The 15143-nt window shown below is 45.7% G+C and carries 12 protein-coding genes; 11 read left to right on the top strand and 1 reads right to left on the bottom strand.

Annotation, left to right across the window (positions count from 1 at the left end):
- Positions 1-60 precede the first annotated feature (60 nt).
- From V6984_RS17230 to spoVAC, 3 genes are all read left to right on the top strand, one after another.
- A complete protein-coding gene (locus tag V6984_RS17230) occupies positions 61-690 on the top strand; it encodes a stage V sporulation protein AA (RefSeq protein WP_342756837.1) in 630 nt (209 codons plus the stop codon).
- Positions 680-1180 carry a stage V sporulation protein AB gene (locus tag V6984_RS17225; RefSeq protein ID WP_342760037.1) on the top strand — a complete coding sequence of 167 codons (501 nt, stop codon included), beginning with the start codon at positions 680-682 and terminating at the stop codon, positions 1178-1180. Before V6984_RS17230 ends, V6984_RS17225 begins: the two co-directional genes overlap by 11 nt.
- Positions 1181-1323: 143 nt before the next feature.
- Positions 1324-1785 (top strand): stage V sporulation protein AC, encoded by a 462-nt coding sequence (spoVAC, locus tag V6984_RS17220; protein WP_342756836.1) that lies wholly within the window; start codon positions 1324-1326, stop codon positions 1783-1785.
- 29 nt (positions 1786-1814) lie between these two features.
- On the opposite strand, the gene V6984_RS17215 is transcribed toward spoVAC, so the two are convergent.
- On the bottom strand, positions 1815-3182 hold the full coding sequence (locus V6984_RS17215; RefSeq protein ID WP_342756835.1) for an MATE family efflux transporter: 1368 nt from the start codon (positions 3180-3182) through the stop codon (positions 1815-1817).
- Positions 3183-3433: 251 nt separating this feature from the next.
- On the opposite strand from V6984_RS17215, the gene V6984_RS17210 reads away from it, so the two are divergent.
- The 8 genes from V6984_RS17210 (at position 3434) to V6984_RS17175 (ending at position 15048) form a co-directional block, all read left to right on the top strand.
- Complete coding sequence (locus V6984_RS17210) at positions 3434-4849, top strand: MBOAT family O-acyltransferase (protein ID WP_342760036.1); 1416 nt, start codon at positions 3434-3436, stop codon at positions 4847-4849.
- 15 nt (positions 4850-4864) lie between these two features.
- Entirely contained in the window at positions 4865-5851 is a 987-nt protein-coding gene (locus V6984_RS17205) for a GDSL-type esterase/lipase family protein (RefSeq protein WP_342756834.1), read from the top strand.
- A 142-nt stretch (positions 5852-5993) separates the two neighbouring features.
- Positions 5994-7028, top strand: coding sequence for a stage V sporulation protein AD (locus V6984_RS17200; protein ID WP_342756833.1), 1035 nt, complete (start codon positions 5994-5996; stop codon positions 7026-7028).
- 295 nt (positions 7029-7323) lie between these two features.
- On the top strand, positions 7324-8376 hold the full coding sequence (locus V6984_RS17195; RefSeq protein ID WP_342756832.1) for an efflux RND transporter periplasmic adaptor subunit: 1053 nt from the start codon (positions 7324-7326) through the stop codon (positions 8374-8376).
- Between the two features lie 54 nt (positions 8377-8430).
- Positions 8431-10608 carry a hypothetical protein gene (locus tag V6984_RS17190; protein WP_342756831.1) on the top strand — a complete coding sequence of 726 codons (2178 nt, stop codon included), beginning with the start codon at positions 8431-8433 and terminating at the stop codon, positions 10606-10608.
- A 9-nt stretch (positions 10609-10617) separates the two neighbouring features.
- Positions 10618-13452: an ABC transporter permease gene (locus tag V6984_RS17185; RefSeq protein WP_342756830.1), complete on the top strand. Its 2835-nt coding sequence runs from the start codon at positions 10618-10620 to the stop codon at positions 13450-13452.
- 17 nt (positions 13453-13469) lie between these two features.
- Positions 13470-14171 carry an ABC transporter ATP-binding protein gene (locus V6984_RS17180; protein WP_342756829.1) on the top strand — a complete coding sequence of 234 codons (702 nt, stop codon included), beginning with the start codon at positions 13470-13472 and terminating at the stop codon, positions 14169-14171.
- Positions 14155-15048 (top strand): ABC transporter ATP-binding protein, encoded by an 894-nt coding sequence (locus tag V6984_RS17175; RefSeq protein ID WP_342760035.1) that lies wholly within the window; start codon positions 14155-14157, stop codon positions 15046-15048. Before V6984_RS17180 ends, V6984_RS17175 begins: the two co-directional genes overlap by 17 nt.
- The last annotated feature ends 95 nt before the right edge of the window (positions 15049-15143 follow it).

Below are 15143 nucleotides of genomic sequence, written 5' to 3'. Positions count from 1 at the left end.
AATATTTGCAATAATAAAGGGGAATAGCAATAAAGAAGCAAAAGAATAGCAGGTGAGAGAATGTCGGGAGAGACTCTTTATTTAAAGGCGGAACTCTGTACAGAGGTTACCGTAGATGATGTTTTTCTAAAAGATGTGGCCAAAATATACTGTGCGGACCCCCATGTGGCGGCCAAGGTAAAGGCGATCAAAATACACCGTTTCGGAGAAAAGGAGCAGAAGCGTCAGGTGTTCAGCGTTTTGAAGCTGATAGAAATGATACAGCAGGTTTGTCCGAATGTAAGCGTGGAGAATGTGGGAGAGAAGGATGTGTTGGTGAAGCGCGTAAATGTGAATAAACACAAGGGCTTTGTTGTTTTTCTGAAAGTTATCTTCGTGGCGGGCATTAGCTTTTTCGGCACAGCTTTTACCATAATGGCGTTTCATAACGATGTAGGTATTAACAAGGTGTTTGGCAAAGTATACGAGCTCGTCATGGGGCAGGCAGCGGCGAATTATACGATTTTAGAGCTGACCTATTCCATAGGGCTCGCACTTGGAATCATTGTGTTCTTTAACCATATCGGAGGCAGAAGAATAACGAAAGACCCTACCCCCATCGAGGTGGAAATGCGTATTTATGAAAAAGATGTGAATGATGCGCTAATTGAAACTGCGGATAGGGAGGGAAAGACCATTGATGTTTCTTAAGCAGCTTTTATTGGGAATCATGGGGCTTAGCTTCGGCATGTTTGCAGCAGGCGGAGTATTTACCGTATTGATTTCTGTCGGCCTGATTCCGCGCTTCGCAGGAAAAATGCACGTCAGCAGAAAAATCTTTTTGTTTGAAGAGGCGGTCGTCTTCGGCACTCTGACAGGAAATTTCTTCAGTATATTCGACAGATATGGCAGAATCGGAGATTTTATAATTAAAAATAATATATTTGGAAAAGAGAGTACGGAATCCGTCTGGTATATGATAGGTACGGCAATCCTCATTATCTTCGGGCTGTTTGCCGGGATTTTTGTCGGCTGCCTTGCCCTTGCAATTGCGGAAATGCTGGATTCTATCCCGATTTTTGCCAGAAGAATCGGCTTTCGCCATGGCCTTGGAGTAGTGGTGCTGGCCATGGCTCTCGGAAAAGTCGCAGGCAGCCTCGTCTATTTCATAAAGGCTGTGTTTTTGTATGGGGGAATGTGAATAGTTCTGATCTTGGAAGTCAATAAAAAATACTTAAATATTGCGAAGTTTATTCATGAATAAAATTGCTCAAAATCCGCATACTGGAAATATATCGAAGTGAAATAAGCAAGAGGCAAGTTTTCTCAGAGAGGTTTGAGCATATGGAAGAACAGAAAAAGCAGGAATATAAAGAATATGTCAAGGAGGTTACGCCGACTCATAATTTATGGATTCAAATGATAAAGGCGTTTTTCGTGGGAGGAGTAATATGTGTCCTCGGGCAGTTTATCTTGAACTACTGTACGAATTCATTGGGATTGGATAAGGAAACGGCGGGAGGGTGGTGTTCCCTGCTGCTAATATTGATCAGTATCCTGCTTACGGGATTCAATATTTATCCCAGCATTGCAAAATTCGGTGGAGCAGGAGCCCTTGTTCCGATTACCGGTTTTGCTAATTCCGTAGCGGCTCCGGCGATAGAGTTCAAGAAAGAAGGCCAGGTATTTGGTGTGGGATGTAAAATATTCACCATAGCAGGCCCCGTAATTTTATACGGCATATTTACCAGCTGGGTTTTGGGATTGATTTATTGGATATTGAAAGTAAGCGGAATGATTGCATGATAGAATGATAGAGAAAGGGCGCCTAAACTTTAGGCGTCCTCAAATAAATTATCCCTGGTAATATTCTTCAGCCATTTCCCGCTCTTATAATGCTTGATGACCCAGGGCCACTTCACGAATTCATCGGTACAGAGCAGGAAATATACCCATAAAACAGGGAGTTTGAATACGAAGGCAGCCAAAAAGCCCAGAGGTACGGCATAGCACCACATATCTATGGTATCGCAGATAAACCCGAAACGGCTGTCACCGCCTGCGCGGAAGACTCCGGCTATCAGGGTGGTATTAACGGCGGCTCCCATTACATAGTAGGTATTGATAAGGAGCATGTACTTTAAATAGTAAAGTGCGGTTTCGGACAATGCGGCATACTTTAGAACGAAGGGCGTAGCCGCGAATATGAGAAGGCCGCCCAAAAGGCCGCTCAAAACGGTAAGCTTCATCAGCTTGCCGGCGTTGACGCGAGCCTCTTCCAAACGGTTTTCACCGATTTCATTTCCAAGCAATATGCCGCCTGCACTGGCAACGCCGAAGCAGAGAACGGTACCGAAGTTACGGATAATGCTGACGAAGGAATTGGCAGCAACCGCATCGGAGCCCATGTGGCCGATAATTACCGAGTACATGGAAAAAGCGACGCCCCATGCCACATCGTTACCCAGCGCAGGCAGGGACAAGCGGATGAAATCCTTGAACAGAAGCTTATTGCGAATAAACATAAATCTAAGATTCAATTTAATATCTTTGCTGAAATGTGATATTACGATGCATGCGATCAGTTCCAGCACCCGGGAGATGGAAGTGGAAAGCGCAACGCCTATAATGCCGAGCTTGGGCGCGCCGAACAGACCGAAGATCAATACGGCATTCAAGAAAATGTCAAAGCTTATAGTTACCGCATTCAACACAGTTCCCACAACAACTCGTCCGATACTTCTTAAAATAGAAAGATATATTTCAATTAATCCCCAGCACAAATAGCTGACACTAATATAACGCAGATAATATGCCCCCAGTCCAATTAACTCGGCATCGTCGGTAAATACGCGCATCATCAATTGGGGAACCGAGAAAGACATTACGGCAAATAATATAGAAATTACCAGCGAAAAACGGAGCGCAATTCCTTCCACGGCTTCGATAGCGCGCATATCTTCTTTTCCGAAATACTGGGCGCACAGCATAGTAGCCCCTGTACCCAGTCCGTAATAAACCATAAACAGAATACTGGAATACTGAGCCGCAAGAGAGGCGGCAGCTATGGAAGTCTGGCCGACATAATTGAGCATGACTACGTCCGCAGAGCTTACGGCTGCGCTTAAGAGATTCTGAATGACAATAGGAAGGACCAGTTTGAAGATTTTTTGATAAAATCCGTTTTTATCTAAAGCTTTCATAATATTACGTTACTCCGTTTGTTTTTTGTTATATACTCTGCAATCTTACTATATAGAAGAGGTGTTTGTACATATTTAAATAAAATATATGCGACTTTTATATTCGAAAATTGTCCGGTTTTATTCCAAAATTTACAAAATAAATTTTATATTATCTTAAGGGTTTTCTATTGAGATTAAAAACATGTGGTGTTACAATAATAATGCTCTTAAAATACAGTGTAAATTTGAAAAAGTAAGGATTGAGAAAAATGGTAGTGTTTTCCGGGATAGAATTTCTGTTTCGCTTTTTGCCGATTTTCTTAGCCGTTTATTATATAACACCGCAGAAATACAGAAATACGGCCTTATTATTTGGAAGTATCGTATTTTATGCCGTAGGCGAGCCGTATTTCATATTGCTCCTTCTGGCGTTCGTATGGCTGAATTATATTTTGGCGAAAAAAATATGCTTTTACGAGACCGAACATAGAGTTAAGAATAAGAAGAAGCTTCGCAGGAAGAAACTTCATAAGAAGATAGATAAGAAAAAGGGGAATAAATGGCTGATTACAGCTCTACTGCTGGACGTAGGGCTGTTAGTTGTTTTTAAAATTCTTGGTGCTTTTGCGGGAAACGAGGTCCTGCCCTTGGGACTCAGCTTTTATACCTTCAAAATGATTTCTTTTCAAATGGATATATACAGAAGAGACATTAAGGCACTCCCGACCTTTAAACGCACAGCCGTTTATTTCATGATGTTCCCCCAGATCATATCGGGGCCGATCATGCGCTATGACGAAGGAAACTTTACGCTGGAAAAGAGGACCTATTCCTGGGAGCGCATAGAGGAGGGGCTGAAATATTTTGTCTTAGGACTTGGTACCAAGGTTCTTCTGGCAGACCGTTTGGCAATTTTGGATAAAGATATTCACACTATCGGCTACGAGAGCATATCCACACCTCTTGCGTGGCTTGGGGCAATTTCTTACTCCATGCAGCTGTATTTTGATTTTTGGGGATATTCACTCATGGCATCGGGACTTTGTGTGATGCTTGGCTTTTCCTTCATCAAGAACTTCGATCATCCTTATGCGTCGCGGAGCATCAGCGAGTTCTGGCGCCGGTGGCATATGACCCTGGGGAGCTTTTTTCGGGATTATATATACATACCTTTAGGCGGAAGCCGGGAAGGAAAGAAAAAGACGGTGCGTAATCTTCTGATCGTATGGCTGCTGACGGGACTTTGGCATGGGGGAGGCCTGAATTTCATTTTATGGGGATTGGTTTTGTTCGGACTCATCGTCCTGGAGAAGCTATGGCTCGGGAAGTGGCTGCAAAAATATCCGTTGCTTGGAAGATGTTATGTGCTCGTTCTGATTCCGATTACATGGATGTTATTTGCGATAACCGACATCGGCCAGCTCGGACTGTACTTAGGACGAATGTTTCCCTTTGTCGGAGGAGAGGGCATTGCAGTTAATTCCTCGGATATTTTCAAATATCTGAAGATGTATGCTCCGTATCTTATGGCAGGAGTTATCTGGTGTATTCCGGCAGCATACCGGTTTGTGGAAAAGCACAGAAGGCATCCGGCGGTCATCGCAGGAATGGTCTGCGTTTTCTGGCTGTCCGTATATTTTACGGTAAGCATGGGTAACAATCCTTTTGCTTACTTGAAGTTTTAAAGGAAGGGTGAGGTTATGAAGTGGATAAAAAAATGTCCGCTGTTTCTTATCCTCGTAATAAGCGGTGTTCTATTTACGTTGGTAGGAATCGTCGGAAAAAATTCCATATACAAGGACTATGAATATCATTTTGCAGACACTCCTTTTCTCGCTCTTACGTTGGAAGGAATCAGCAGAGGGGAATATCCATGGGAACCTTTCCGGTATGGTTCCGTGATAGAGGTGGTTTCGGGGGCGCTGAACCTGCCCATCGGAAGCGAGGAGGAGCAGGGAAAAGATGCTTTGGGTGCCGGAGGGCAATCGGATACGGAAAGTTTGTTTGAAGAAGAGATTCCGGCCGAGGCTGCGGGGGAAGAGGTTGCTCTCGGAGAGGAAAGTGCTGACAGGACCTATGACTTTGTACAAGTGGGAGAGGAATATTTCGATGATGCGGTATTTATCGGCGATTCCAGAACAGTGGGCTTGTTTGAATACGGCGGTATGGAGGAACAGTGTGATTTCTTTGCGAAGACGTCGCTTACAATATACGATGTCTTTACTGAACCTATCGTAAAGGATGAGGAGACTGGAGATAAGATTACAGTAGAAGCGGCATTGCAGAAAAAGCAGTATGGAAAGATATATCTAATGCTCGGTATCAACGAGCTGGGAACCGGTACGACAAAGACCTTCACAGAGGAATATAAGAAAGTGGTTGGAAGGCTCGAAGAGCTTCAGCCGGGTGCGGTTATCTTTGTGGAAGGTATCATGCGCGTCACCGGAACGAAAAACGAAACGGATCCGATTTTCAACAATACGAATATCAACGAGAGAAACGAAGCGATAGAAAAAATTGCGGATAATATAAAAATTTTCTATATCGACGTCAACGAAGCCGTATGCGATGAGCATGGGAATCTGGAGGAAGACTACACCACGGATGAGATTCACCTGAAGGCACAATATTATGAGAAATGGAAACAATTTCTCATGTCTAAGGGAATCGTAAGAGATGAGGAATAGTCCCATTCCCGGATAATACTGTTTTTGAATAATATTTTCGAATAATTTTCTTTTTTTTTCAAATAATACTATACATAACGAAAGTAATCGTTACTGAGAACGCAGTGAACAGTAACAAATAACCGGAAAGCGTGGGTATAGTATGAGTCAGGAAAAAAACGTTTGTTCCATGGGGAAGCAAAGCATAGATTTGAAAACTCCAGTGTATATAAGGGAAAGTGCCAGCATAGTCGGTACAAAGGAAGGACAGGGCCCCTTAGCGGAGCTGTTCGATATGATAGGCGGGGACGATATGTTCGGCTGCGATTCGTGGGAAGAGGCAGAAAGCAGTTTGCAGAAGGATGCGGTATCTTTAGCGCTGAGTAAAGCCGGAATGAAAAAGGAAGAGATAAGATATATATTCGCAGGGGATTTGCTAGGGCAGTCCATCGCCAGCAGCTTCGGACTGGCATCCTATGAAATGCCGTTAATCGGAATGTACGGTGCGTGCTCTACCTGCGGTCTGACACTTGGAATGGGAGCGATGGCGGTATCCGGCGGATTTGCGGAGCATGTGGTCTGTGTGACCTCCAGTCATTTTGCCAGTGCGGAAAAGGAATTCCGTTTTCCCCTAGCCTATGGCAATCAAAGGCCGCTTTCGGCATCGTGGACGGTAACGGGGAGCGGAGCGTTCCTGTTAAGCGGAGATAAAGGGACGAAAGCGAGGGCGAAAATCAGTGGAATCACTACGGGGAAGATTATGGATTACGGCCTGAAGGATTCCATGAATATGGGAGCATGCATGGCTCCGGCGGCATGCGATACCATTTATAATAACCTGAAGGACTTTGGCAGAAGGCCGTCGGACTACGATAAGATCATCACGGGAGATTTGGGAACAGTGGGTCAGCATGTGCTGCTTGATTTGCTGAATGAAAAGGATATGGATATAGCCGGACAGCATATGGACTGCGGCATCGAGATATACGATGCCAAGGAGCAGGATACACATGCGGGAGGAAGCGGCTGCGGATGCAGTGCGGTAACCCTGTCCGCCTATATTTTAAAAAAGATAGAAGAAGGTGTATGGAAGCGCGTATTGTTCGTTCCTACCGGAGCTCTATTGTCTAAGACGAGCTTCAACGAAGGACAGACCGTACCGGGAATTGCCCATGGAGTTGTTATAGAGGCGATATAGTTACTGTTTTCCCTCTTTACAGTAATTGTCCGACAAATGGACTTCTATCAGATATCGAAGGCAATCGAATCCGAACCAAAAGACTCCTGCGCCGAATTCGATTGCCCGTGAAAGTTTATTAAAAGTCCATTTGTCGGGCAATTACTGTGAACGGAGTGAACAGTAACACGATATAACGAAGCGAAAAAATAACTATTGAATAATATACTCATGGATTATATAATAAAAGGTATAATTCATGGGTATTTTTTTGCAAATTTACTTAATCGATTAAGTAAAATAATGAGGTGGGATTATGAGAGATAGGAAGAGAATGTTTGTAACGGGAGTATCGTGCCTGATTATGCTGGCTTTTACTGGCTGCGGGCTGCTGCGGCAGGAGGAAGAGGTGAAAAATCAGATAACGATTCCTTCTTATGATGCCAGCGGTGCAAGCTATGGCTATGTAAAGCGCGGAGATTTGGAAAATGCGGAGACCTTGTTCCTAAAACTGACCACTACGGAGGAGCACGGGCTTCGCTTTGGCATATCCGGTATCAGCATTGATAAGGTTTACATAAAGGAAGGAGACAGTGTGAGTACAGACCAGCTTTTGGCGGAGCTTCAAAGCGAGGATATTAAGAATGAAATAACTTCTCTGGAAGCGAAGAAGGAAACCATCGCCTTGGATATCCAGCATACCGAGCAGCTTTTGGAGGAGACAAGGCAAAGAACGGAATACATTGAAGAGAAGGAAGACGCGAGGCAGGAGTCCATAGGCCGATACCAATTGCAGCTTCAGCAGCTGGATAATGATTTGCTTCAAACGCAGGGAGAGCTGAAGGAGCAGGAAAGCAAGCTGGAAAAGCATCGGATTTATGCGGATATAGATGGTACGGTAGCGAGAATAGAGCGCTATGGAGAGGGTTTCCTGTCGGATGAAAAGCAAGTTTTTCTGACCTTGCAGTCGACAGCCCGGCAGTTCTCCGGTAATACGAAGGCAGAGAATGACTTTGAAAAGGGGCAGAAGGTAAGCCTTCTGGTGAATGAGGAGGAATATCCGGCTCAAATCCTCAGAGCCGAAAAGTCGGAGGGTGTTACTGAGGTAGATGTAAGACTTCAGGAGGGTTATACGATTCCTGAGGATTGCACATATGGAGAAGTATTATGGAGTACCGGAGTGGTAAAGGGCGTTTTATACGTGCCGAAGAATGCGATCGTGACCGTAGGAGAGAAGAGCTATGTATACAAAATGGAAGAGGACGGCTTCACGAATCCTGTAGAAGTGCAGACCGGAACGGTCAATGCAGACTATGCGCAAATAATAACAGGAGTTGAGCAGGATGATATGGTAATGCTGTATGAATGAGCAAAAACCATATTTTATAATATTGGATTTTCAGAATTTCAAATGGCGGAAGGTATGGACGTAATTATGGGGCTTGTGGGTTATAAAAAGAAAATTGCAGTTTTATGTATCATTTTTGGTATGACAACTATGTCATTTGGTGGGTGCGGAAAGCAGGTGCCGATGCCGGAGCTTTTGGAACCGGTGGAGGTGAGCCTTTCCGGCAGAATCGCACAGCGAGAAGATATATTTGACATAGAGGCATATGCCGGGAGCGTAAAGCCTTATGCCGTAAGCTATGCTTTTCCCGATGCCTGCCTCGTGGAGAAGATTTCGGTACGTCTTGGAGAATATGTAGAGGCAGGCCAGGTGCTTGCCGTGATGGACAGGTCGGACGATGAAAGGCGGAGAGATCAGCTCAGGAGCGATATTGCCTGGCTTGAAAAAGAAGACGAGTGTCAGCGGAGGATGGACGAAGCGGATATGACGGTAGCGCAGATGCAGCTTTCCATGGCGATATCCGAAAGCAAGGATACAAAAGAGGAGAAAAAGGCTATTCAGGATATGACAAAGGCGCTGGAAGCAGATAAAGAGGAAGCGGAATACGAAAGAGGCCTAAGGCAGATAGCCATCGAAGAAAAGCGTAAACAGCTAAGTCTCTATGACCAGAAGACGGACAATGCCTATCTGAAGGCAAAGGAAAGCGGCTATGTTGTATATGTAAAAGAGTTTTCAGCGGATAACACTGCGGGCAGCGTGGATGCGGAGGAAATCGTTGTCTTGATCTCCGGCAAACAGCTGGCTTACATATCGGCAGATATAGTGGATGCCAAGGTAAAGAAGGCGACGGAAATCTATGCGGAGATAGACGGAGAAAAATATGAACTGGAATATCTTCCTTATTCTGATCAGGAAAGGCGGATAGCAATCGATGCCGGAATAAGTCTGGAAGCACGTTTCGGTACGAAGGACGATGCAGCTATCGCAAAGCTGATTGGAAGAAACGCAACGGTTTATCTTTTATCCAATCAGAAGAAGCAGGTGATCTGTACCGCTCCCGATTCCCTTTTCAGCGAAAACGGCGAGTATTTTGTCTATGTACTGGAAAACGGACAGAAAATTAAACGGAGCGTGACTCCCGGTATTCATACGGTCAATGCGGTGGAGATAGAGGAAGGGCTTGAAGGAGGAGAAAACATATATTACCCGATAAGCGACATGCCCGGCAATAAGCATACCATTGAAAAGACACAGAAAAGTACCTTTGAAATCGTAAAAAAATACGATCAGACCAATATGAAGCAGACTGCCGCCTTGCGTGTCCTGGTAAAACCCGAGGCTGCCGTATTGCAGGAACTCAAGGTGAAAAACGGGATGGAGATAGCGCAGGGCGATACGATAGCGATTCTGGCAGCAGACGAAGGGGAAAGCATGAAAGAAGCATATGCTCAGGAATTAGAAGAATTGAAGGCCTCCTACGATTTCCAGAGAACGTTGGATAATAAAGAAGCGGACAAGAGGCAGAAACGCATAAGCGCCATGATAGAAAACAAAACGGAGAATACCTTCGAGTACAAGAAAACGGTGCAGGAGTTAAATAAAATAAAGCTTTCCATGGAACTGGAGGACGCCCGTTACCAATATGAGGCCGAGAAATTAAATCGGAATATCGACAAGGCAGGGGAGCAATCGGGCATTATCGAGGTAAAAGCTCCGGGGGCGGGAATCGTTACGGAGGTAACAGCCTCACCCGAGGGCTATTCTATCCTTAAGGATACCCTCCTTTGCAAGATAGCAGATCCTTCTTCTCTTAATATCATGGTCTACACCGAGGATAAAGAGGTAGTTCCCATGGATAGAGAGGTGACTGTGGATTTATACCAGACCGAAGAGGATTTGAAGGGTAAGGTAATCAGTTCCTATCAGGATGCTGTGAGGACGATGTATAACGAAAAACGCCTGCTTAGCGAGAACAATCCCCAGATGACGAAGATTTCCTATATCGCGCTGGAGGAAGGGATGTCCTATGAAGACGTGAAGTCCTTCGGTGTAAATGTGGTACTTTGGAGCGTGCCTAACGCGATTATCATAGATACCCGGGCAATTTATAACGAGAATGACAGAAGATACGTATGGCTTCTGGAAGAGGGACAGATGAAGAAGCAGTATGTGACCATGGGCTACAACGATGCAAATAAGGCTTGGATTATACAAGGGCTGCGCGCAGGGCAGGAAATTATATTGGAGAATTAGGAGAAGGCGATGATTCGATTTGTATGGCAGAAATTGATACATAAAAAATGGCTGAATATGTGCACCTTTTTGGGGATCATCCTCCTGGTCAGCGTCGCTGCCGGAAATGTGCTCTATCAGGGAGCTGCGCTTAATAAGCTGTTGCAGAACAAGTTCGATAGTTACATAGGAGAGAATAATACATATCCGGCATTGGTAGAGGCTGTCTATCCCTTTGCATATACTGATAGGGAGGAGACCGCTGTCGCTCAGGCAAAGACGGTGTGCGGGACGGTAAGTGCGGCAATTGAAGACAAGCTCCCCGTTAAGGAAAGAGAAAACGTTATGCTGTTTACCTCAGACAGTCTTTTAGGTGTTCCCTCTTATCAGAGCGATGATTCTAAGCAGGACTACTTTTTTATCCCCAGCTATATGGATAATATGGAGGAACATACAAAGATATTAAAGGGAGAGCCTTTTGCCGAGGCCGCAGATGAAGAAGGTATATATGAATGTATCGTAAATGAGAGCATGGTTTTTAGTTATAATCTTTCCGTAGGGGAGATGATAACCTTTCCCAAGACACAGATGAAAGATGGAAAAGAACTTAAAATCCGTATTGCAGGAATTTTTAAGGAAAATGACAGCCATGACAGTTATTGGGTGAGATTCCCGGGCAGCTATGAGAACAATCTATTCATTTCTCAGGCCGCACTGGACGAAATCATGGGGCGCAGGGACGCAGATACGGTAAATATGAGCCTTATCTATGATGTGCTTCTGGATTATGAGAGCATGAGCTTTAAGCAGGCGGATGAAACCATAGCCGGTCTGGCAGATATAACGGCTAACCCTCCTGCAGTGAAGATGACGGTCAATTCGGGGCTGGGAGAGCTTCTTGGCAGCTATATGGATGCACAGAATCAGGTAAAGGCGACCATGAGGACACTGCAGATACCTCTTCTGGTGCTGCTGATGGTATTCCTGTACATGGTATCCTCCCATGTGTTCGAGATGGAGCAGAATGAAATCGCCATGCTAAAGAGCAGAGGCGTGGGCAACGGACAGATTCTTGGCATCTATTTCGCCCAGTCCTTCCTCCTGGCCATAGCGGGAGCAGTGTTCGGCGTCCTGTTGGGCTGGGTATTCGCCTCCCTTTTAGGAAGCGCTAACGCGTTTATGGAATTCGTAGGAGGGCGGCGCATGCGCATTGCGCCGGATATAGGACTTCCTGTCTCCGTACTGGCGGCGATTCTGGCGGCGGTAATGTTCATGACATTGCCGGTGCTCAGATATACGGCGCTCAGTGTGGTGGAAATAAAGAATAAGAAAAATATGGCTGAAAAGTCGTTCTGGGAGAGATATTATCTGGACGTAGCACTGCTCGTTCTTTCTCTCTATATAAGGTACAGCCTTTTGAACCAGCAGGAGTCGCTGGCACAGCAGATCATACGGGGAGAAAGCATGGACCCCGTTCTTTTCCTGAGCTCGGGGATTTTCATGCTGGGCTGCGGGATGGTTTTTCTGAGACTTTTGAAGCTTGTGATCAAGGTGGTGTACCGCATCGGAAGAAAGCGATGGAAGCCGGCCGTTTACGTATCCTTCCTTCAGATTATAAGAACGGGGAAAAAGCAGAACTTTATTTCCGTTTTCCTCATACTCACCATAGCCATGGGAATCTTTTATGCCAATACGGCTCGTACCATGAACACCAGCATCGAGGAGCGGATCCGCTATGATACGGGAGCGGATATCGTAAGCAGCGAGCAGTGGAAGAATAATCTGCCCTTCGCAAAGAAGAATAAAAAGCCGGTAACCTATGAAGAACCGAATTTCCTTCGCTATGAGGAGCTGTCCGGGCAGGTGCAGAGTATGACCAGGGTCATCAGGGATACCGGCGTGCGCATGTATTACGGCGATAAGGTATTCGAGCAGAATACGCTCATGGCGATTCATACGAAGGAGTTCGGAGAGACTGCGTGGATGAAGGAAAACGCTCTGGATAAGCATTGGTATTATTATTTGAACGATATATCGCAGGCAGCGGACGGCGTACTGGTATCCTCTAATTTCCGCGATAAGATGGGAGTACAGATCGGAGACAGCATCAAATATACTCTATTCGATGAGCTGGGCAATGCGAGGGCCTTAGCTACCGCAACTGTTTATGGCTTCGTGGATATATGGCCGGGATATTCTCCCTACCGGGAGGAAAGGACGGCCGATGGCAGTATCATCTATGCGGATAATTATTTAATTGTAGCGAATTACAGTCAGGTAGTAAGCATTTTTGGCCCTACTCCCTATGAGGTGTGGGTTAAGGCGGACAGGGGAACTGAGCTGATAAAGGATTTGGCAGAGGAAAAAGGAATGGAATTGACTAATATAGTCGGCGCAAAAGATGAGCTGATACGAAGCAAAAATGACGCATCTATCCAGGTGACTAACGGTCTGCTTACCATAAGCTTCCTCATCATACTTATCCTTTGTACCGTCGGCTTTTTAATCCATTGGATTCTGGTCATCAAGAAACGGGAGCTAATGTTCGGTATATACCGTGCGATGGGGCTTTCCATGGGAGAGGTGAAATACATGCTCGTTCACGAGCAGATTTTTTCATCTATGACGGCCATAGCGACAGGCGCCTTTGTCGGCTTCTTCGCGTCCTATCTCTATATTCCGCTCCTTATGATCGCTTATCTGCCAAAGAAGCATGCGCTGTCCTTCGAGGTGGTAAGCGCTCCTCTCGATATGATAAGAATCGGCGGGGTACTTGCTGTTATGTTAACTATATGCTTCCTCATACTGGCGAAAGTGGTAGCTGGTATGAAGATTGCACAGGCGTTAAAGCTCGGGGAAGATTAGTGGAAAGGCGATAAGAGATGAAGGAAAAGAAAAAAATAATAAGTACATCGGCACTTACAAAAAAATTTCCTCTTGCCGGAGGCAGTGAGATTACGGTCCTTAAAGGAATCGACATAGATGTAGAAGAAGGAACGCTCGCTATATTGAAGGGACGTTCCGGCTCGGGAAAGACTACACTGGTCAATATTCTGAGTGCGTTGGATTTGCCGACAGAAGGGAAGGCGTTTTTTGACGGGAAGGAAATGAATGCCATGTCGGAGCACCAGAGAGAAGAGCTTCGAAGATACCATATGGGCTATATTTTTCAGGCGGTGGCACTTGTCCCCGTTATGAATGTATATGAAAATGTGGAGTTTTCCTTAAGGCTTGCGGGCTATGAGAAGGACAGGAAGGAGCGCGTGGAGGAATGTCTTAAGAAGGTGGGGCTTGTGAAACGCATGTATCACATGCCACAGGAGCTTTCCGGCGGTGAGCAGCAGCGAGTGGCGATAGCGCGGGCACTGGCGCATAATCCCAAGGTGGTGTTTGCGGACGAACCTACCGGAGCGCTGGATACGGATAACGGACTTTTGGTAGTAAAACTGTTTAAGGAGCTGGTGGAGCAGGAGGGCGTTACGATTGTTATGACGACCCACGATCCCAGCCTGATGGAGCTTGGAGATGCGGTTTTCGAAATAGAGGATGGTGTGATAGTTGGAAGAAATGATGATAGTTTGTGACGGATTAGTAAAAATATATAAGACGAACACGGTAGAGGTCATGGCACTGCAGGGGCTTGACATGAATGTGGCAAAGGGCGAACTGATGGCGGTGGTAGGCAACAGCGGCAGCGGTAAATCAACCTTTCTCAATATGGTGGGCGGCCTTATCAAGCCCTCCGCAGGGCAGCTTCTTGTGGACGGCAAGGACTTATTCCGTCTGAGTGAAAAGCAGCTTGTGGATTATAAGAGAAATACGGTAGGCTTCGTCTGGCAGAAGAATTCCAGAAATCTGTTCCCTTATCTGAGCGCGATCCGCAACGTGGAAGTACCGATGCAGTTTTGCAAAGATAACGAAGCGATGAGAAGCGAGGCTAAGAGACGGGAGAGAGCTTTGGAGCTTCTGGAGCTGGTAGGCATGTCTCACCGCAAGGACAGTCTGCTCCATCAATTATCGGGCGGAGAACAGCAGAGGGTGGCTATCGCCATAGCTCTCGCCAATAGGCCGAAGCTTCTGTTAGCGGATGAACCTACGGGGGCGGTGGATCAGAAAACATCCCTGATGATTCAGGACATGTTCCGTGTGCTGAACAGAGAATTGGGAGTAACCATCGTTATCGTTACCCACGATGTGAGCCTTTCCAAAAAGGTAGACCGGGTGGTCATGATACGCGATGGAAAAATCAGCAGTGAGCGTGTCATGAAGCAAGGTTATTTAGAACGAATGAAACATCTGGATGTAAGCGAGCTGGAGACAGAGAATATGCAGGAGGAGTTTGCGGTGCTCGATAGAGCTGGAAGAGTGCAGCTTACCAAGGGCATACTGGAGCAGGCGGGAATCGAAGGAAATCGCGTGCGGATAGAAGTTCAGGAGGGGAAGATTATCATTTCCGCTTAAGGCGTGTCCGATAATCGATAATTCACATCAGGAATGTGATTAAGTCACGGAAGAAAGTTTTTTCTTATGCTACTATGTACTCATAAAAACAGCAT

This window comes from Kineothrix sp. IPX-CK, from assembly GCF_039134705.1.
In the GTDB taxonomy this organism is placed as follows: Bacteria; Bacillota; Clostridia; order Lachnospirales; family Lachnospiraceae; genus Kineothrix; species Kineothrix sedimenti.
The sequence above is the reverse complement of the archived record's forward strand: the minus strand, read 5'-3'. Positions and strand labels throughout refer to the sequence as shown.

Bases quoted from the DNA above. Each gene is read 5' to 3' on its own strand.
- V6984_RS17230 (WP_342756837.1), top strand. From the start codon at position 61: ATGTCGGGAGAGACTCTTTATTTAAAGGCGGAACTCTGTACAGAGGTT.
- V6984_RS17225 (WP_342760037.1), top strand. From the start codon at position 680: ATGTTTCTTAAGCAGCTTTTATTGGGAATCATGGGGCTTAGCTTCGGC.
- spoVAC (WP_342756836.1), top strand. From the start codon at position 1,324: ATGGAAGAACAGAAAAAGCAGGAATATAAAGAATATGTCAAGGAGGTT.
- V6984_RS17215 (WP_342756835.1), bottom strand. From the start codon at position 3,182: ATGAAAGCTTTAGATAAAAACGGATTTTATCAAAAAATCTTCAAACTG.
- V6984_RS17210 (WP_342760036.1), top strand. From the start codon at position 3,434: ATGGTAGTGTTTTCCGGGATAGAATTTCTGTTTCGCTTTTTGCCGATT.
- V6984_RS17205 (WP_342756834.1), top strand. From the start codon at position 4,865: ATGAAGTGGATAAAAAAATGTCCGCTGTTTCTTATCCTCGTAATAAGC.
- V6984_RS17200 (WP_342756833.1), top strand. From the start codon at position 5,994: ATGAGTCAGGAAAAAAACGTTTGTTCCATGGGGAAGCAAAGCATAGAT.
- V6984_RS17195 (WP_342756832.1), top strand. From the start codon at position 7,324: ATGAGAGATAGGAAGAGAATGTTTGTAACGGGAGTATCGTGCCTGATT.
- V6984_RS17190 (WP_342756831.1), top strand. From the start codon at position 8,431: ATGGACGTAATTATGGGGCTTGTGGGTTATAAAAAGAAAATTGCAGTT.
- V6984_RS17185 (WP_342756830.1), top strand. From the start codon at position 10,618: ATGATTCGATTTGTATGGCAGAAATTGATACATAAAAAATGGCTGAAT.
- V6984_RS17180 (WP_342756829.1), top strand. From the start codon at position 13,470: ATGAAGGAAAAGAAAAAAATAATAAGTACATCGGCACTTACAAAAAAA.
- V6984_RS17175 (WP_342760035.1), top strand. From the start codon at position 14,155: ATGATGATAGTTTGTGACGGATTAGTAAAAATATATAAGACGAACACG.